This is a genomic window from Novosphingobium sp. SG919 (genome assembly GCF_012932495.1).
GTDB lineage: Bacteria > Pseudomonadota > Alphaproteobacteria > Sphingomonadales > Sphingomonadaceae > Novosphingobium > Novosphingobium rhizosphaerae.
Window position 1 is genome coordinate 1,249,548 of sequence record NZ_JABCNG010000001.1, and the last position, 16,910, is coordinate 1,266,457.

At 66.3% G+C, this 16,910-nt stretch carries 16 protein-coding genes and 1 tRNA gene; 8 read left to right on the forward strand and 9 right to left on the reverse strand.

Annotated features, from left to right (window positions below; all coding sequences use genetic code 11):
* Nucleotide 1 precedes the first annotated feature (1 nt).
* Entirely contained in the window at nucleotides 2-2,026 is a 2,025-nt protein-coding gene (locus FHT19_RS05595; RefSeq protein ID WP_169474235.1) for a DNA topoisomerase IV subunit B, read from the reverse strand.
* A gap of 69 nt (nucleotides 2,027-2,095) precedes the next feature.
* Nucleotides 2,096-3,301 carry a penicillin-binding protein activator gene (locus FHT19_RS05600; protein WP_246865887.1) on the reverse strand — a complete coding sequence of 402 codons (1,206 nt, stop codon included), beginning with the start codon at nucleotides 3,299-3,301 and terminating at the stop codon, nucleotides 2,096-2,098.
* 39 nt (nucleotides 3,302-3,340) lie between these two features.
* Between FHT19_RS05600 and rsmI the strand changes: the two genes are divergently transcribed.
* The 4 genes from rsmI (at nucleotide 3,341) to FHT19_RS05620 (ending at nucleotide 6,381) form a co-directional block, all read left to right on the forward strand.
* Nucleotides 3,341-4,183, forward strand: a complete 843-nt coding sequence (rsmI, locus tag FHT19_RS05605) for a 16S rRNA (cytidine(1402)-2'-O)-methyltransferase (RefSeq protein ID WP_169474236.1) — start codon at nucleotides 3,341-3,343, stop codon at nucleotides 4,181-4,183.
* Nucleotides 4,180-4,530 (forward strand): YraN family protein, encoded by a 351-nt coding sequence (locus FHT19_RS05610; protein ID WP_169474237.1) that lies wholly within the window; start codon nucleotides 4,180-4,182, stop codon nucleotides 4,528-4,530. The genes rsmI and FHT19_RS05610 overlap by 4 nt, the downstream gene beginning before the upstream one ends.
* 200 nt (nucleotides 4,531-4,730) lie before the next feature.
* On the forward strand, nucleotides 4,731-5,681 hold the full coding sequence (gene gshB, locus FHT19_RS05615; RefSeq protein ID WP_169474238.1) for a glutathione synthase: 951 nt from the start codon (nucleotides 4,731-4,733) through the stop codon (nucleotides 5,679-5,681).
* A gap of 58 nt (nucleotides 5,682-5,739) precedes the next feature.
* Entirely contained in the window at nucleotides 5,740-6,381 is a 642-nt protein-coding gene (locus FHT19_RS05620; RefSeq protein WP_169474239.1) for a DedA family protein, read from the forward strand.
* A gap of 87 nt (nucleotides 6,382-6,468) precedes the next feature.
* Here FHT19_RS05620 and accC read toward each other — a convergent pair whose 3' ends face one another.
* The 5 genes from accC to FHT19_RS05645 all read right to left on the reverse strand — a co-directional run bounded on the left by accC (nucleotide 6,469) and on the right by FHT19_RS05645 (nucleotide 9,625).
* A complete protein-coding gene (accC, locus tag FHT19_RS05625; protein WP_168554633.1) occupies nucleotides 6,469-7,821 on the reverse strand; it encodes an acetyl-CoA carboxylase biotin carboxylase subunit in 1,353 nt (450 codons plus the stop codon).
* A gap of 13 nt (nucleotides 7,822-7,834) precedes the next feature.
* Nucleotides 7,835-8,323, reverse strand: coding sequence for an acetyl-CoA carboxylase biotin carboxyl carrier protein (gene accB / locus FHT19_RS05630; protein ID WP_169474240.1), 489 nt, complete (start codon nucleotides 8,321-8,323; stop codon nucleotides 7,835-7,837).
* A gap of 118 nt (nucleotides 8,324-8,441) precedes the next feature.
* The gene (gene aroQ, locus FHT19_RS05635) at nucleotides 8,442-8,888 is read right to left on the reverse strand and encodes a type II 3-dehydroquinate dehydratase (RefSeq protein ID WP_169474241.1); all 447 of its coding nucleotides are present in this window, start codon (nucleotides 8,886-8,888) and stop codon (nucleotides 8,442-8,444) included.
* 91 nt (nucleotides 8,889-8,979) lie between these two features.
* The gene (locus FHT19_RS05640) at nucleotides 8,980-9,414 is read right to left on the reverse strand and encodes a hypothetical protein (protein WP_169474242.1); all 435 of its coding nucleotides are present in this window, start codon (nucleotides 9,412-9,414) and stop codon (nucleotides 8,980-8,982) included.
* A 134-nt stretch (nucleotides 9,415-9,548) separates the two neighbouring features.
* Nucleotides 9,549-9,625: transfer RNA gene (locus tag FHT19_RS05645), tRNA-Pro, on the reverse strand.
* Nucleotides 9,626-9,886: 261 nt separating this feature from the next.
* Here FHT19_RS05645 and yajC point away from each other — a divergent pair.
* Genes yajC through secF form a run of 3 tightly spaced genes read left to right on the forward strand, consistent with a single transcriptional unit; the run spans nucleotide 9,887 to nucleotide 12,829 of the window.
* A complete protein-coding gene (gene yajC / locus FHT19_RS05650; protein WP_168554636.1) occupies nucleotides 9,887-10,210 on the forward strand; it encodes a preprotein translocase subunit YajC in 324 nt (107 codons plus the stop codon).
* A gap of 27 nt (nucleotides 10,211-10,237) precedes the next feature.
* The gene (gene secD, locus FHT19_RS05655; protein WP_169474243.1) at nucleotides 10,238-11,836 is read left to right on the forward strand and encodes a protein translocase subunit SecD; all 1,599 of its coding nucleotides are present in this window, start codon (nucleotides 10,238-10,240) and stop codon (nucleotides 11,834-11,836) included.
* A gap of 15 nt (nucleotides 11,837-11,851) precedes the next feature.
* Nucleotides 11,852-12,829: a protein translocase subunit SecF gene (secF, locus tag FHT19_RS05660; RefSeq protein ID WP_168554638.1), complete on the forward strand. Its 978-nt coding sequence runs from the start codon at nucleotides 11,852-11,854 to the stop codon at nucleotides 12,827-12,829.
* 137 nt (nucleotides 12,830-12,966) lie between these two features.
* Here secF and FHT19_RS05665 read toward each other — a convergent pair whose 3' ends face one another.
* Both FHT19_RS05665 and FHT19_RS05670 read right to left on the reverse strand, forming a co-directional pair.
* On the reverse strand, nucleotides 12,967-14,166 hold the full coding sequence (locus FHT19_RS05665; RefSeq protein ID WP_179504548.1) for a glycosyltransferase: 1,200 nt from the start codon (nucleotides 14,164-14,166) through the stop codon (nucleotides 12,967-12,969).
* A 99-nt stretch (nucleotides 14,167-14,265) separates the two neighbouring features.
* A complete protein-coding gene (locus FHT19_RS05670) occupies nucleotides 14,266-14,838 on the reverse strand; it encodes a helix-turn-helix transcriptional regulator (protein WP_168554639.1) in 573 nt (190 codons plus the stop codon).
* A 217-nt stretch (nucleotides 14,839-15,055) separates the two neighbouring features.
* Between FHT19_RS05670 and FHT19_RS05675 the strand changes: the two genes are divergently transcribed.
* Nucleotides 15,056-16,882 (forward strand): DUF885 family protein, encoded by a 1,827-nt coding sequence (locus FHT19_RS05675; protein WP_248290280.1) that lies wholly within the window; start codon nucleotides 15,056-15,058, stop codon nucleotides 16,880-16,882.
* The last annotated feature ends 28 nt before the right edge of the window (nucleotides 16,883-16,910 follow it).

Consider the following 16,910-nt stretch of genomic DNA (forward strand, 5'->3'; position numbering starts at 1 on the left):
CTCAGGCGTCGATCAGGTCGCGGTCTAGGTCGCCGGCGCGGTTCTGGATGAACATGAAGCGGTGTTCGGGGTTGCGGCCCATCAGGCGGTCGACCAGGTCCTTCACGGCTGCGCGGCCTTCGTATTCGGGCGGCAGGGTGATGCGCAGCAGGCTGCGGCTGGCCGGGGCCATGGTGGTTTCGCGCAACTGGCCGGGGTTCATTTCGCCCAGGCCCTTGAAGCGCGCCACGTCCACTTTCTTGCCCTTGAACTTGGTCGCTTCCAGTTCGGCGCGGTGCGCATCGTCACGGGCATAGGCCGAAACGGTGCCGGCGGTGAGGCGGTAGAGCGGCGGTTGTGCCAGGTAGAGATGCCCGCGCTTCACGATCTCGGGCATTTCCTGGAAGAAATAGGTCATCAGCAGGGTGGCGATGTGCGCGCCGTCCACGTCGGCGTCAGTCATGATGATCACGCGGTCATAGCGCAGCGCGTCGGGATTGCAGTCCTTGCGCGTGCCGCAGCCCAGCGCCAGGCACAGGTCGGCGATTTCCTGGTTGGCGCGGATCTTGTCGGCCGTGGCGCTGGCCACGTTGAGGATCTTGCCGCGGATCGGCAGGATCGCCTGTGTCTTGCGGTCGCGCGCCTGCTTGGCGCTGCCACCGGCCGAATCCCCTTCGACAATGAACAGTTCGGTCTCGCCGCTGCCTTCGCCCGAACAATCGGTGAGCTTGCCCGGCAGGCGCAGCTTGCGCGCGTTGGTCGCGGTCTTGCGCTTCACCTCGCGCTCCGCCTTGCGGCGCAGGCGCTCGTCCATCCGCTCCATCACCGCGCCCAGCAGCGCGCGGCCACGGTCCATGTTGTCGGTCAGGAAGTGGTCGAAATGGTCGCGTACCGCGCTTTCCACCATGCGCGCGGCTTCGGGCGAGGTGAGGCGGTCCTTGGTCTGGCTTTGGAACTGGGGATCGCGGATGAACACCGACAGCATGATCTCGCTGCCGGTGATCATGTCTTCGGGCGTGATGTCCTTGGCCTTTTTCTGGCCAACCAGATCGCCAAAGGCGCGGATGCCGCGGGTGAGCGCGGCGCGCAGGCCCTGCTCGTGCGTGCCGCCATCGGGGGTGGGAATGGTGTTGCAATACCAGGAATAGGCGCCGTCAGACCACAGCGGCCAGGCAATCGCCCATTCCACCCGGCCCATTTCCTGGCCATCGGGGCCCAGCGGAAAGTCCTGCCGCCCGGCAAAGGGCACGGTGGTCACGCATTCGCGGCCCTTGACCTGTTCGGCCAGGTGATCGGCAAGGCCACCGGGGAACTGGAACACCGCCTCGGCCGGGGTATCGTCGGCAATCAGCGCGGGATCGCACTTCCAGCGGATTTCCACCCCGGCAAAGAGATAGGCCTTGGACCGCACCAGGCGGAACAGGCGCGCCGGCTTGAACTTGGCGTCCGCGCCAAAGATCGTGGCATCGGGAATGAACGTGACGGCGGTGCCGCGCCGGTTGGGCGCATTGCCCACGCGCGCCAGCGGCCCCGTGGCCAGGCCACAGGAAAACTCCTGCGCGTACAATTCCTTGTTCCGGGCCACTTCCACGCGGGTGAGGGTGGACAGAGCATTGACCACCGAAATGCCCACGCCGTGCAGGCCGCCCGAGGTGGCATAGGCCTTGCCCGAAAACTTGCCGCCCGAGTGCAGCGTGGTGAGGATCACTTCGAGCGCGGACTTGCCCGGATACTTGGGGTGCTCGTCAACCGGGATGCCGCGCCCGTTGTCGGTGATCGTCACTTTGCCTGCCGCGCCCTCGGCAGCTTCGAGCGTGACTTCGATGCGGTTGGCGTGGCCGGCAACGGCCTCGTCCATGGCGTTGTCGAGCACTTCGGCCACCAGGTGGTGAAGCGCGCGCTCGTCGGTCCCGCCGATATACATGCCGGGCCGGCGGCGAACCGGCTCAAGCCCTTCCAGCACCTCGATGGCAGAGCCATCATAGCTTTCTTGAGGGCTGCCCTGGGGCAGCTTGTCGAACAGGGAGCCGGAATCTTCTGTCGCCATGAGAACGGCTATAGAACATGCGCGAATTGCCGCGCAAGCCGTCGCCGTCCCCTTATTCGCTTCAAATGCTCAGTTTGCGAACTTTTCCGGCGCGCGCGACACCGTCACCACCGTGCCGCCGGAAACCTCGCGCACTTCCAGCGCGCGCTCGGCCACGCCATTGGCGTTGAAGCGGAACACGCCGTCGGTGCCGATGAAGCCATCGCGGTCATAGAGCCTGGCGGTGGGGAACAGCGTGCCCGGCTTCCACCCCCGCGCGATGTTGAGCGTGAGCAGCACCGAATCATAGCCCAGCGTGGCGATGCGCGCAGGGCTGGCACCAAAGCGCTGGCGATAGGATTGCTCGAAGCGGGGCAGGCGATCGTCGGAGATGGCAGCAAACCATGCGCCCTTCATCGCCGGGCTTTTCGCCAGCATGGAATCGCCCTTCCACAACTCGGTGCCCAGCAGGCGTGTGCCCTTGGCAAAAGGCGCGGCCTGCAGGGCGATGCGCGCGCCATCGCCGATCAGCAGCGCGTCGATCGGGCCCTTGGCCTTGACGCGGCGCACCGCGCTGGCGGCCGAGGTATTGCCACGGTCATAAGTCTCGATCGCGGTCAGGCGAATGCCCTGGAGCCGCGTGGCCTCGGCCAGCGCGCTGCTCACCCGTTGGCCATAGGTGCCGGTCGGCACGATCGCGCCCACGGTCTTGATCCCCTGGCTATGAGCATAGCCGACCACGCGCGCGATCGACTGGCCGGGCACCTGGCCCAGCACGAAGACATCGCGATCGGCCACCGCGCTGTCGTTGGAATACGTGATCATCGGCACTTTGGCCGGGCGCGCCACGCCAGCCACCACGCTCACGTCATCTGCCGTCAGCGGCCCCAGGATCAGCCGGTTGCCGTCCATCACTGCCTTGCTGGCCGCCGCCGCCGCACCGCTGCCGGTGTCATAGGTGGTGATGCGCAGCGATTGGGCGTTGGTATCGAGCAGCGCCATGGTGGTGGCGTTGGCGATCGCCTGGCCCACGGCCGCGTTGGGGCCGGACAGCGGGACGAGCAGCGCCACGCGATGGCGCCCGGCGTCGGTCGGCAGCACGTTTTCCTGCGGGGCGGTTTCTTTGGGCGGGGGGGGCGCGCCTTGCGTGCCGGGCTTGGGGATCACCGAACAGCCAGCCAGCAGCACGGCAGGAAGGGAAAGGGCCAGCCACTGCCCCGCGCGGCGTCGGCTCCATCCGGCAGGCTGGTTTCCTGCACGCGAAATGCCGTCGTTGCCGCTCTTGCCCATCATCATCTGCTTGCCGCTCCCGTAAGGCCGGTCCATGGAAAAGGGATGGATAAACCACCCCTTGCGCCCGGGCTCTATATCGTGGCCACGCCTATCGGCAATCTTGGCGATATCACCGCCCGTGCTGCCGACGTCATTGCCCGGTGTGACGTCATAGCCTGCGAAGATACCCGCGTCACGGGCAAGTTGCTCAATCATCTGGGAATCCGCAAGGCCATGCGCCGCTATGACGACCACGCTTCGGCCGAGGTGCGCGAGCGTCTACTCGGTGAAATGGCCGAAAAGTCGGTCGTGCTGGTGTCGGATGCGGGCACGCCGCTGATTTCCGATCCCGGCTATCGCCTGGTGCGCGAGGCGCGCGAGCGGGGCCTGGCGGTCACCAGCCTGCCGGGGCCGAGCGCGCTGACCGTGGCGCTCACGCTGGCCGGCCTGCCCACCGACCGCTTCCTGTTCGCCGGGTTCCTGCCTTCCAAGGACAAGGCGCGCGGCGATGTACTGGGCGAGCTGGCGGCAACCCCGGCCACGCTGGTGTTCTACGAAACCGGGCCGCGCCTGGTCGCCTCGCTCACCGCGATGGCACAGCACCTGCCAGGCCGTGAACTGGCCGTGGCGCGCGAATTGACCAAGCTGCACGAGGAATGCCGGAGCGGCACCCCCGAAGAACTGATCGCGCACTATACCGCCCATCCGCCCAAGGGCGAGATCGTCCTGCTGGCCGGCCCACCGCCCGAACCGGCCGCTCCGCAGGCCGATGATGTCGATGCGCTGCTGCGGGCCGCGCTGGCGCAGGCATCCCCCTCGCAAGCGGCAGGGCAGGTGGCCAAGGCGCACGGCCTTGATCGCAAGGCGCTATATGCGCGCGCCATGGCGCTGAAAGCCGAGCCGTGAACCGTGCCCGGGCCGAGGCGCAGGGCCGGCGCGGCGAGTGGTTGGCCGCGCTCTACCTCAGGTTGACCGGCTGGCGCGTGCTGGCGCAGCGGGTGAAGATCGGCGTGGGAGAGGTGGACCTGGTCGCGCGGCGCGGGTGCACGGTGGCCTTCGTGGAAGTGAAATGGCGCGCGAGTGCCGCCGCGCTCGATACCGCCATCGACGCACGCCGCCTCGCGCGCGTGGCGCGGGCCGCCCAAGCCCTGGCGCCGCGCTATGCCGGGCCGGATGACGATGTGCGGATCGACGTGATCCTGCTGGCGCCGGGGCGCTGGCCGCGCCGCATCGTCAATGCGTGGCGGGGGTGACGGTCAGGCATGAACCAGGCCGGGCACGTCGATCAACACCACGGCACAGGCGATCAGGCCAAGAAACGGGGTGACGAGCCGGGCGGCGAGCATGGTTGAATTTTCCTGATGCGGTTGCGGTTCCTTTTTGGTCGCGCTGCTGCCAATTCGCCTTTAAACGGGCCACCCGCAAGACCACGGATATCATTCGGAGCACTGCCTTGACCCTGCGCGTTGCGGTCCAGATGGACCCTCTCCACTCGATCAAGATCGGTGGTGATTCGACCTTTGCCCTGATGCTTTCGGCGCAGGCGCGCGGGCATGAACTGTGGTATTACCACGTCACCAGCCTGGCCTGGGAAGCGGGCCGCGTCACGGCCGATGCCGCGCCCGTCACCGTGCAGCATGTGCAAGGCGATCACTACAAGCTGGGTGAAACGCGCAAGATCGACCTGGGCCACGATATCGATGTCGTGCTGATGCGCCAGGATCCGCCGTTCGACCTGGGCTATATCACCGCCACGCACCTTTTGGAGCGGCTGGAGGGCGAGACCCTGGTGGTCAACGATCCCCGCTCGGTCCGCAACGCCCCCGAAAAGGTCTACGTGCTCGATTACGCGCGGTTCATGCCGCCCACGCTGATCACCCGCTCGGCCGCCGATGTGCGTGCGTTCCAGCACAAGCACGGGGACCGCGCCGTGGTGGTCAAGCCCTTGCACGGCAACGGCGGCAAGGCGGTGTTCAAGATCGATGCCGATGGCGGCAACCTGTCGGCGCTGGCCGAACTGTTCGGCCAGGTCTGGCCCGAACCCTTCATGGTCCAGCCGTTCCTTCCCGAAGTGGCGGAGGGCGACAAGCGCATCGTGCTGGTCGATGGCGAAGTGGCCGGCGCGATCAACCGCAAGCCGGGCGAGGGCGAGTTCCGCTCCAACCTGGCCGTTGGCGGTTATGCCGAAGCGGCCACGCTCACCACGCGCGAGCAGGAAATCTGCGACGCGTTGGGGCCCGAACTCAAGAAGCGCGGGCTGATCTTCGTGGGGATCGACGTGATCGGCGGCCAGTGGCTCACCGAAATCAACGTGACCTCGCCCACCGGTATCGTGGCCATCGACAAGTTCAACGGCACCGACACGGGCGGCATGATCTGGGACGCGATCGAGCGGCGCATCTGAGCGCCCCGCATCGGAACGGCGCGGGGAGCATTTCCGGCTCCTCGCGCGTTTTGCCGTGATGAACGACTGGATTCTGCAACTCATCGCCGACGGCGGCTATTGGGGCATTGCGTTCCTGATGGCGCTGGAAAACATCTTTCCGCCGATCCCGTCCGAAGTGATCATGGGCATGGGCGGCATTGCCGTGGCGCAGGGGCGGATGGAAGTCCTGCCGCTGATGATCTTCGGCACGGTGGGTTCCACGTTGGGCAACTATGCCTGGTTCCTGCTGGGGCGGTCGCTCGGCTATCGCCGGCTGCGGCCCTTCGTGGCGCGGTATGGCCGCGTGCTCACGCTCGATTGGCCGGCCATGCGCCGCCTTGTCGCGTTCTTTCGCCGCCACGGGCAATGGGTGGTTTTTGGCATGCGCTTTTCCCCCGCCATGCGCACGATGATCTCGCTGCCCGCGGGCCTTGCCGCGATGGGCCACGCGCGTTTCCTGGCCTTCACCTTTGCCGGCGCGGCGATCTGGAACGCGCTGCTGGTCTGGGCCGGCTGGCATCTGGGGCAGCATTACGAAAAGGTGGCCGCCTATACCGGGCCCGCCTCGCTCGCGCTCATGGCCGTGCTGGTGGGGGCGTACCTGTGGCGGGTGATCACCTGGAAGCCGCGGGAAAAAGATCCTCGCTCGCGCAGTGGGGTAGGGGGACCGCCGGCGTAGGCGGTGGTGGCGGGGGCGGCTCGCGAACAGCCCCTCCGTCAGGCCTGCGGCCTGCCACCTCCCCCACGATGTGGGGGAGGATCGAGGTTACTTGCCGCCGCCCTGGGCCAGCCATTCCTCAAGATACTTGATGGAATAGCCGCCATCGAGCACCGTCGGGTCTTCCAGCAGGCGCTGGTGCAGGGGGATCGAGGTCTTGACCCCGTCGATCACCATTTCCTCCAGCGCGCGCTTGAGGCGCATGATGCAGCCTTCGCGGGTGCGGCCATAGACGATCAGCTTGGCGATCATCGAATCGTAATAGGGCGGGATCTTGTAGCCGGCATAGAGCCCGCTATCGACACGCACGTGCATGCCGCCCGCCGCGTGATAGCTCTTCACCAGGCCCGGCGAGGGCGCGAAGGTGAAGGGATCTTCGGCGTTGATGCGGCACTCGATGGCGTGGCCCTTGAACTCGATCTCGTCCTGCGTCACCGACAGCGGCTTGCCATCGGCGATGCGGATCTGTTCGCGCACCAGGTCCACCCCGGTGATTGCTTCGGTCACCGGGTGTTCCACCTGCAGGCGGGTGTTCATTTCGATGAAATAGAACTCGCCGTTTTCCCACAGGAACTCGATCGTGCCCGCGCCGCGATAGCCCATGTCGGCCATCGCCTTGGCCACGATGCCGCCCATGCGCGAGCGCTCGTCGGACGAGATGACCGGCGAGGGGGCTTCTTCCAGCACCTTTTGGTGGCGGCGCTGCAACGAGCAGTCGCGTTCGCCCAGGTGGATCGCCTGGCCATTGCCATCGCCAAAGATCTGGAATTCGATGTGGCGCGGGTTGCCCAGGTACTTTTCCAGGTACACCGTGGCATCGCCGAACGCGGCCTTGGCTTCCGAGCCGGCCTGCTGCATCAGCGTTTCCAGGTCATCGGGGCTGTTGCACACTTTCATGCCGCGCCCGCCGCCGCCCGATGCGGCCTTGATGATCACCGGATAGCCGATTTCCTCGGCAATTTTCCGCGCTTCTTCCACGTCGGAAATCGCGCCGTCGGAACCGGGCACCAGCGGCAGGCCCAGCGCGCCCGCGGTGCGCTTGGCTTCCACCTTGTCGCCCATCGTGCGGATGTGCTCAGGCTTGGGGCCGATCCAGGTGATGCCGTGCGCTTCGACGATTTCGGCAAAGCGGGCGTTTTCCGAAAGGAAGCCATAGCCGGGGTGGATCGCGTCGGCCTGGGTGATCTCGGCCGCGGAAATGATCGCGGCGATGTTGAGATAGCTGTCCTTGGCGGCCGGCGGGCCGATGCACACCGCATGGTCGGCCAGGCGAACGTGCATGGCATCGGCATCGGCGGTGGAATGAACCGCCACCGTCTCGATGCCCATTTCATGCGCGGCGCGATGGATGCGCAGCGCGATTTCGCCGCGATTGGCGATCAGCAGGCGCTTGATGGCCATTGTGTCCGCGTCCTTAGCCGATGACCACGAGCGGCTGGTCGAATTCGACCGGCTGCGCGTTTTCGACCAGAATCGTCTTGATCGTGCCGCTGGTGGGCGCGGTGATCGGGTTCATCACCTTCATCGCTTCCACGATCAGCAGGGTGTCACCAGCCTTCACTGCCTGGCCCACCGCGATGAACGGGGCCGCGCCCGGTTCCGGGGTAAGATAGCAGGTGCCGACCATCGGGGATTTCACCGCGCCGGCGACATCGGCAGCCGCCGCCGCTTCAGGCGTCGGGGCGGCGGCGGCAGGCGCGGCTGCCGGGGCCGCGGCGGGCGCTGCCACCATGTGCGCCACCGGGGCGGCGGTGAGTGTGCGTGCCACGCGGATCTTGCGCGGCCCGTCTTCCACTTCGATTTCGGAAAGCCCGGTATCGGCCAGCAATTCGGCCAGTTCGCGCACGAGCGCGCCGTCGATTGCCATGGTTGCGGCGGTCTTGTCGCCGGTGTCGTGGCCCATTGTTAACCTCACAGGTGGGAACTTCAAGCGCAGCGCCATGCCCGCACGGCGCCACGCTGGCAAGGGGGAAGGCAGGCGAAAACGCCCACCCTTCGGGGAAAACGGCGCTGGCGACGCGTTAAAGATGCAAAACCGCGTCCAATGCCACGAGATAGCTGGCAGCGCCGAACCCGGCGACGGTCGCCTTGGCCGCCATGCCGACATAGCTCTTGTGGCGGAATTCCTCGCGCTTGTGCGGGTTGGAAAGGTGCACTTCGATCACCGGGGTCTTGATGCCCTTGATCGCATCGTGCAGCGCCACGCTGGTGTGGGTATAGGCGCCGGCGTTGAGCAGAACGGCGCGGGCGCCCACGGCCTGGGCCTCGTGGAGCCAGTCCACCAGGTGGCCTTCGTGATTCGATTGGCGCACGTCCACGCTCAGGCCCAGGTCCTGCGCCCGGTCTTCGAGGCGGCCGGCAATGTCATCGAGCGTATCGTGGCCATAGATTTCCGGCTCGCGCATACCCAAGAGATTGAGGTTGGGGCCGTTGAGCACGAATACGACAGGTGCGGCGGTATCGGTCATGATCGGGCAAAACTCCTGCCGAAAGCGGTGCGCGCGTGATAGCGCGCTGCCGCTTGCGTGCAAGGGGCGCCGATCGCGCGGTGTGCGCGGCTCAGGTGGCGACGGGCGGGTTGCCCACGTCGACCGGGCCGGGCACGTTGGCCGGCGGCGGCTGGATCACCAGTTGCGGCCCTTCGCCATCGGGCGCGGCGTCGAACGAGGTGTCGTTGTTGCTCTGCTGCTGCTGCTGCTGGTCGAAATCACCTTCCACCGGCGGCTGGTCGTCGGGGTTGGCGTCCTGGTTTTCGGTGTCGGCGCTGTCGTCTACCGTGCCCACGGTGACCGGGGAACTGGCGCCGGCGGCCGATTCCGCCGCCGCGGCGCGCTTTTCCGCGGCAGCGGCCTTGGCCTCCGCGGCGGCAATGCGCTCTTCCAGCTTGCGATCGCGCTCGCTTTCGCAGCCCGCCAGGGCAAGCGCGCCCAGGCCCAGCGCCAATAGCGGCAGGCGGACGAGCGTGGCGCGCAGGGATTTGTGCAAGTTCGGCATCTTGGCCAATGGCCTAGCAGGTAAAGGTTACTGCAAGCTAACCAGACTGATGTCTGCGCCGATCGCCGGCACGCAAACGAAAGAGGCGGCCCGCTTGCGCTGCCGCCTCTTTCGTATCGACGATGTCGAATGATTGGTCGGGACGAGAGGATTCGAACCTCCGACCCCCACACCCCCAGTGTGATGCGCTACCAGGCTGCGCTACGTCCCGACCGGTGGGGCGCCTCTAGGCGGATCGTTTGGGGATGGCAAGCCCCTTGGCGCGCATCTTTTTCGCGCTGGCCGGTTTTGCCTGTGGATTGTGGCACGGCTGAATTGTGGCGCGGTTTGGGCACGCCCTGCCGCTTCATTGCCTTGGCCCGCCCAAACTGCTAGCAGCCCCGGCCAATTGCAACAATCTGAGGGCAGCGGGGCCAAACGTGCCGCGCCGGGGTTGCAAACCCTTGTCCTCGATCCCACGAACGGTCCTGTCATGCTCACCCTTCTTTCTGCCGCCGCCGCCAATGCCGGTTCGCCGCCCGCCTACCTCCAGTTCCTGCCGCTGGTGGCCATGGCCGTGATCTTCTATTTCCTGATCCTGCGCCCGCAGATGAAGCGGCAGAAGGAGCATCAGCAGCGCATCGCCGGCCTGCAAAAGGGTGACCAGGTGATCACCGCCGGCGGCCTGGTCGCCAAGGTGGTCCGGATCGACGATCACTACGTCGATCTCGAACTGGCGCCCAATGTGCGGGTCAAGGCCGTGCGCTCCACCCTGGGCGAAGTCGTCCAGCCGGGCGACAAGGCCGCCAACGACTGACCTTATAGACTTTCCGAAAGTCCGATCATGCTCGATTTCCCGCGCTGGAAGGTGCTGATGCTATGGGGGGTGACCATTCTGGTCGCGCTTGCATCGCTGCCTTCGCTGTTTTCGGTCTCCGGCCTCAACTGGCCCGCGGCCCTGCCTTCGCCCAAGATCAACCTGGGCCTGGACCTGGCCGGCGGTAGCCATATCCTGCTCGAGGCTGATCCGTCGCAAGTGCGCCAGCAGCGGCTGGAAGGCATGGACGAATCCGTGCGCAACAAGCTGAAGACGACCGATGCGACGATCCGCATCAGCGACATCAGCAACAACAACGGCAGCCTCACCTTCCTGGTCGACGATGTCACCAAGGTGGACGCCGTGCGCGAGGCGATCCTGCCGCTCACGTCGGGCGCCGGGCTGACCGGCCAGCGCGACTGGAACATCCAGGTGGTGGACGGCAACCGCTTTGTCCTTACCCCCACCCAGGAAGGCATCGACCAGGCGGTGACGCAGGCGATGGACACCGCGGTGGAAGTGGTGCGCAAGCGCATCGACGGCCTGGGCACCAAGGAACCCACGATCCTGCGCCAGGGCGCGCAGCGCATCGTGGTGCAGGTGCCCGGCCTGCAAGACCCGCAGCAGCTCAAGAACCTGCTGGGCCAGACGGCCAAGCTGGAATTCAAGCTGGTGGACCAGAGCGCCCTGCCATCCGACGTGGCGCGCGGCATTGCCCCGGTGGGCAGCCAGATCGTGCCTTACGCCGATCCCAAGATGGGTGCGCCGATCGCGGTCAAGCGGCTGGGCGGGATTCGTGGCGATGAACTGACCAACGCGCAGACCGGCAACAACTCGCAGACCAACGAACCGGTGGTGAGCATCACGTTCAACACCGAAGGCGGCGCCAAGTTTGCCAAGCTGACCACGCAGAACGTGGGCAAGCCCTTTGCCATCATCCTCGATGGCAAGGTGCTGTCTGCGCCCAATATCAATGAGCCGATCCTGGGTGGCAGCGCCCAGATTTCGGGCCACTTCACCACCGAAAGCGCGGGCCAGCTGGCTATCGCGCTGCGCTCGGGCGCCTTGCCGGTGGACCTCAAGGTGGTGGAAGAACGCACCGTCGGGCCAGACCTGGGCGCCGATTCGATCCGCAAAGGCGTGATCGCGATGACCGTGGGCACGCTGGCGCTGGTGGTGTTCATCATCGCCACTTATGGCCGCTTCGGCGTCTATGCCTGCATCGCGCTGGTCATGAACATGCTGATGATCCTAGGCGTGATGGCCACGATCGGGGCCACGTTGACGCTGCCGGGCATTGCCGGCTTCGTGTTGACGATCGGTGCCGCGGTCGATGCCAACGTGCTGATCAACGAACGCATCCGCGAGGAACGCCATCGTGGCCGACGCGTGGTGGCGGCCGTCGAAACTGGTTACAAGGAAGCCAGCCGCGCCATTTTCGATGCCAACGTCACCAACGTCATCGCCGCCGTGCTGATGGCGGGCTTCGGCACCGGCCCGATCAAGGGTTTCGCCGTGGTGCTGATCATCGGCATCGTCACGTCGGTCTATACCTCGATGTGGCTCACCCGCATGTGGGTGGCGCAATGGCTGCGCCGCGCCCGCCCGTCCGATCTCAATCTGTAAAGGGGAGCGCAGACCATGAAACTCTTGAAGCTCGTTCCCGACAACACCAACATCCACTTCCTCAAGTGGCGCCTGCCGTTCTACATCGGCAGCCTGCTGCTGATGGCGGCCTCGCTGGGGCTGGTGTTCACCAAGGGCCTTAACCTGGGCGTCGATTTCGTCGGTGGCCAGATGATCCGCGTGACGTTCGAACGCAGCGCCGAAGCGCCCGTGGCCGACCTGCGCGAGGAAGTGACCAAGCTGGGCTATGGCGAACCGATCATCCAGCGCTACGGCAAGCCCAACGAGATCTCGATCCGCATGAAGCTGCCCAGCGGCGCGGACCACGATCCCGCGCTGTCGGACAAGATGGCCCGTACCATCACCGCCGATATAAAGGGGCACTACGCCGATGCCCGCATCGACGGGATCGATTCGGTTTCGGGCAAGGTGTCCAAGGAACTCGGCTGGGACGCATTCCAGGCGCTTGGCCTCGCCGCGCTGGCGGTGGCGGCCTATATCTGGCTGCGCTTCGAATGGCAGTTCGGCATCGGCGCGCTGTTCAGCCTCGTGCACGACGTGACGCTCACGCTCGGCATGTTCGCGCTGACGCAGATGGAATTCGATCTCAACATCGTGGCAGCCTTGCTCACGCTGATCGGCTATTCGCTCAACGACACGATCGTGGTCTACGATCGCGTGCGCGAAAACCTCAAGAAGTATCGCAAGATGCCGCTGCCCGAGCTGCTCGATCTCTCGGTCAACGAAACCCTGGCGCGCACCATCGTCACGTCGCTGTCGATGCTGATCACCCTGGTGGCGTTGCTGGCCTTCGGGCCGGAAGTGATCTTTGGCTTTACCGCCGCGATCACGCTGGGCATTTTCGTGGGGACCTACAGCTCGATTTACATGGCCGCGCCGATTCTCATCTGGCTCAAGGTCAATCCCAAGAGCTTCGTGCCCACCGAAACCGCGCTCGAAAAGCAGGAACGCCTGGCCCGCGACGGGGCTTGATCGGTCCCGGTTGCGCCATGCCTCGCACCACCCCCAACCCCCTCCTCTAGAGAGGAGGGGGCTTTTTTGTGCACGGCTTGGTTCCCCCTCCTCTTCAGAGGAGGGGGCTAGGGGGTGGTGGAAGCCTCGCGCAACGCTTATCCGCCCCTCACAACCTTCTCATAAACCCCTGCCAGCGCCGCCGCATTGGTTTCCCAGCTGAACCGCGCGGCGCAGGCTGCCACCGCTTCGGGTGCGCTGGGCTGGGCAATCAGCGCGGCCAGCGCACGGGCGATCGCTGCCGGTTCGCGCGCGGCGATGCGGCCCGCAGCCGGCGCCGTCACCACTTCGCGCGCGCCACCGATATCGGGGATAACCAGCGGGGTGCCGCAGGCCAGCGCCTCGATCCACACGTTGGCCAGTCCCTCGCGCTCGGATGGCAAGACCACCGCGCTTGCCCCCGCCATCAGCACGGGGATGAAATCGTGGCCCAGTCCGCCCAGGAAATAGACGCGGTGTGCCACGTCGAGCTGGCGCGTCAGCGCGCGCAAGGCTGCTTCATCGGGGCCGGTGCCGGCCAGGGCCAGGGCAATGCCTTCCATGCCCGGCTCGGCCAGGGCGCGGATTGCCAGCGCCTGGCCCTTGATGCCGATCAGCGCGCCCACGCAGGCAACCAGCGGCCCGGCCGGCGGCAGGTGAAAGCGTTCGGTCAGGATCGCGCGGGCCGCCGCGCGAGGGCGGGGATGGAATCGCCCACGATCGAGCCCGGTATAGTGCACCGTGATCTTGTCTTCGGGCAGGCCCAGGTCGGCCATGTCGTCGGCCAGGGCCTGCGACACGCTGAGCAGCGCGCCTGCGCCCTGCGCGGCCGATGCCATCTGGCGCAGGGCTGCAGGGCGCTTGCCCCACACATGGATGTCGGAACCACGCGCCTTGATCGCAAACGGCAGGCCCAATGCGCGGGCAATCCGCGCCGCGGCGGGCCCATCGGGATAGAAGAACTGGGCGTCCACCATGTCGAACGGCTGCTCGGCATGGAGCCGCCGTACCAGCGGCAGGACTGCGCGCGCGATCAGCGCCGGGTTGAAGCGGCCCGAAAGCGCCGGAACCAGCGGAAAGCGCGGGTGATAGACCGGCACGCCGCTGCGCCGCTCCATCGGGGGAATCGTGCGCAACTGGGCATAGCTGCGCGGCAGCAGCAGGCCGGGCAAGGGCGGCAGGCCGATCGGGTTGATCACCGTCACTTCCCAGTCCGGCCGCGCCGCCAGCGCTTCCATCTGGCGGGCCACGAAACGCCCGAATCCCGGCCTGATCGAGGCGGGATAGAGGGTAGACAGGCTAAGCAGGCGCAACGTCATACCCCAGACCTAGCGTGAAAATGCTGCAAGTGCGAGGGCGTGCGTGTCGGATCGGGCAAAACGAAGCCGATCTGCCGTTGCGCCGGGAATGCCCGTCGATCAGAGCGTGCGCACCAGCACCTCGGCCACGGCGATCCACGCCGGGCGATCGATCACCAGTTGGCGCTGGCCCGGGCCCGGCGGCAACAGCGCCACGCGCCCGTCGCGATGGTCGATCATGCGGCCAAAGGCAAAGCGCCCGCCCGGCCGGGGAGCCAGGATGTCGCGGTTGAGCCCGCGCCCGATGTCGGCCGCGTCCAGCCGGCGCAACCACACCTGGTCGCCCGCACGCCAATCGCCGGCGCTGGCTTCCACGGCGAGGGCCAGCAACCCTTCGCGGCCCAGCAGCGTGTCGGGCAGTTGGGCAGGAACGGGGCTGGCAAGTGGCTCGGTTCCCGCAGGCGTCAGCCGCGCCACCAACTGGGCCTGGCTATCGTCTCCGGCGCGAACCAACAGCTCGGGATCGATGCCCAGCGCCGCGCCAATGCGGTTCATCCATTTGAGCGAGAGAGAGCGCGTGCCGGTTTCCAGGCGACCAATGGTCTGCGCCGTGGTCGGCGGCGCGCAACGCGCGGCCACATCGGCCAGCGTGAGCCCCTTTTGCCTGCGAATTTCGCGAATGCGGTTGATCATCGGGGAAGGCCCACAGCTACAGGCATCAGGTCTTGTTCTTTCTTACCCGTAATTTGCATGGCAGGGCAAGCATCCTTGCATAATTGTTCGCGTGGATTGTCATTCGTCGATCGAAATCGCGATTTGGTCGATCGCCGGTACATTTTCATTGTGGCCGGATGGGCCCCGTGGCACCTCGTCGCATCTGAAACAATCATACCGGGGAGCGACCCATTTGATGATGCACGGTTTGGAACGACGCGCTTTCCTTTCGCTGACGGGCGGGGCCATGGCCGGAACCTGGCTCTCCGGCCTGCCAACCGCGGCCTTTGCGCAAGATACTGATGACACAGCATTTGTATCCCTGCTAGACCGCATTTTCTGGTCGAGCCTGCTGATCGAGCCGGAACGCGCCACGGGCCTGGGGCTCGATAACGGGCCACGCGCCGCGCTGCGGCACCGCCTCGATGGCGCCGGGGCTGGCGCGCGCGAAGCGAGCCTGGCGTTTTACCGCGATGCCCGGGCTGCCGTTTCGGCGGTCGATCCGGCGGGCTTGAGCACCGCCGGCAAGCGCAATCGCGCTATCGTCCTGCACCGGTTGGGTGAGCAATTGGCCGGCGCGCCGTTCGATATCGACGATCCGCAGACCCCGTTCACCGTGGACCAGCAGCGCGGCGCCTATTTTTCGGTGCCCGATTTCCTCGACAACCAGCATCCGATCGAAACGCTCGACGATGCGCATGCCTATCTCGATCGCCTGGCCGCCTTCGCCCTGGTGCTCGACGACCAGACCTCCGAAGTGGCGCGCCAGGCTGGCCTTGGCCGCATCGCTCCGGCCTGGGCAATCGATCTCGCGCTCGGCCAGATGGGCAAGCTGCGCAGCCCCGCGCCGGGTGAAAGCGGGCTGGTCACCTCGCTGGTTCGCCGCACCCGCGAAAAGGGCCTGGGCGGCGATTGGCAGGCCAGTGCCACGGCGATCGTCAAGGACAAGGTCTATCCCGCGCTCGACCGGCAGATCGCCTTGCACCGGCGCTTGCGTGGCAAGTCTGCGCCGGGCGATGGGGTGTGGCGCCTCAAGCGCGGCGATGACATCTACGCCGCCGCGCTGGCCAGCGCCACCACCACCACGCTCAGCCCCGAAGCGGTGCACAAGATGGGGCTGGACCAGGTGGCCGATATCACGGCCCAGCTTGATGAAGTGCTCAAGGCCGCCGGCCACACCACCGGCACCGTGGGGCAACGCCTGGCCGCGCTCAACCGCGCAAGCGACCAGCTCTATCCCGATACCGCCCAGGGCCGTACCGACCTGATCGCCGGGTTGAACAAGGGCGTCGCCGCGATGCGGGCGAAACTACCGCGCGCCTTTGCCGACATTCCCAACGACCCGCTGGTGATTCGCGCCGTGCCCACCGAGATCCAGGATGGCGCGCCCAATGGCTATTACAACAGCGCGCCGCTCGATGGCTCGCGCCCGGCGATCTACTGGATCAACCTCAAATCGGTGAACGATTGGCCGAAATACACGCTGCCCTCGCTCACCTATCACGAAGGCATTCCTGGCCACCATCTCCAGGGTGGCTATGCCCAGGGCGGCGGGCAGCTTCCTTGGATCCTGCGCGACTACTTCATCTCCGCCTATGGCGAGGGCTGGGCACTCTATGCCGAGCAGCTGGGCGACGAGTTGGGCGGTTACGAAGGGATCGAGCGCGCCGGCTATCTCCAGTCGTTCCTGTTCCGCGCCGTGCGCCTGGTGGTGGACACCGGCATTCACCACTATCGCTGGAGCCGTGAAAAGGCGACGGCCTACATGGTGGAGAAGACCGGCTTCACCCAGGGGCGCAGCCAGCGCGAGATCGAGCGCTATTGCACGATGATCGGTCAGGCCTGCAGCTACAAGATCGGCCACACCGCCTGGGTCGCCAATCGCAAGAAGGCGCAGGCTGCGCTGGGCGACAAGTTCAGCCTGCCCTGGTTCCACGCCGTGCTCAAGGAAGGCTCGATGCCGCTTTCCATGTTGGAAGCGCGGATTGACGAGCGCATTGCCGAGCGCCTGCGCAGCGCCTGATCCCGGATCGCGGCGGGGGCTGCCGGTG

Bases quoted from the DNA above. Each gene is read 5' to 3' on its own strand.
- FHT19_RS05675 (WP_248290280.1), top strand. From the start codon at position 15,056: ATGATGCACGGTTTGGAACGACGCGCTTTCCTTTCGCTGACGGGCGGG.
- yajC (WP_168554636.1), top strand. From the start codon at position 9,887: ATGCTCACCCTTCTTTCTGCCGCCGCCGCCAATGCCGGTTCGCCGCCC.
- FHT19_RS05665 (WP_179504548.1), bottom strand. From the start codon at position 14,166: ATGACGTTGCGCCTGCTTAGCCTGTCTACCCTCTATCCCGCCTCGATC.
- secF (WP_168554638.1), top strand. From the start codon at position 11,852: ATGAAACTCTTGAAGCTCGTTCCCGACAACACCAACATCCACTTCCTC.
- aroQ (WP_169474241.1), bottom strand. From the start codon at position 8,888: ATGACCGATACCGCCGCACCTGTCGTATTCGTGCTCAACGGCCCCAAC.
- FHT19_RS05600 (WP_246865887.1), bottom strand. From the start codon at position 3,301: ATGATGATGGGCAAGAGCGGCAACGACGGCATTTCGCGTGCAGGAAAC.
- FHT19_RS05595 (WP_169474235.1), bottom strand. From the start codon at position 2,026: ATGGCGACAGAAGATTCCGGCTCCCTGTTCGACAAGCTGCCCCAGGGC.
- secD (WP_169474243.1), top strand. From the start codon at position 10,238: ATGCTCGATTTCCCGCGCTGGAAGGTGCTGATGCTATGGGGGGTGACC.
- rsmI (WP_169474236.1), top strand. From the start codon at position 3,341: ATGGATAAACCACCCCTTGCGCCCGGGCTCTATATCGTGGCCACGCCT.
- FHT19_RS05640 (WP_169474242.1), bottom strand. From the start codon at position 9,414: ATGCCGAACTTGCACAAATCCCTGCGCGCCACGCTCGTCCGCCTGCCG.
- accC (WP_168554633.1), bottom strand. From the start codon at position 7,821: ATGGCCATCAAGCGCCTGCTGATCGCCAATCGCGGCGAAATCGCGCTG.
- FHT19_RS05620 (WP_169474239.1), top strand. From the start codon at position 5,740: ATGAACGACTGGATTCTGCAACTCATCGCCGACGGCGGCTATTGGGGC.
- FHT19_RS05670 (WP_168554639.1), bottom strand. From the start codon at position 14,838: ATGATCAACCGCATTCGCGAAATTCGCAGGCAAAAGGGGCTCACGCTG.
- accB (WP_169474240.1), bottom strand. From the start codon at position 8,323: ATGGGCCACGACACCGGCGACAAGACCGCCGCAACCATGGCAATCGAC.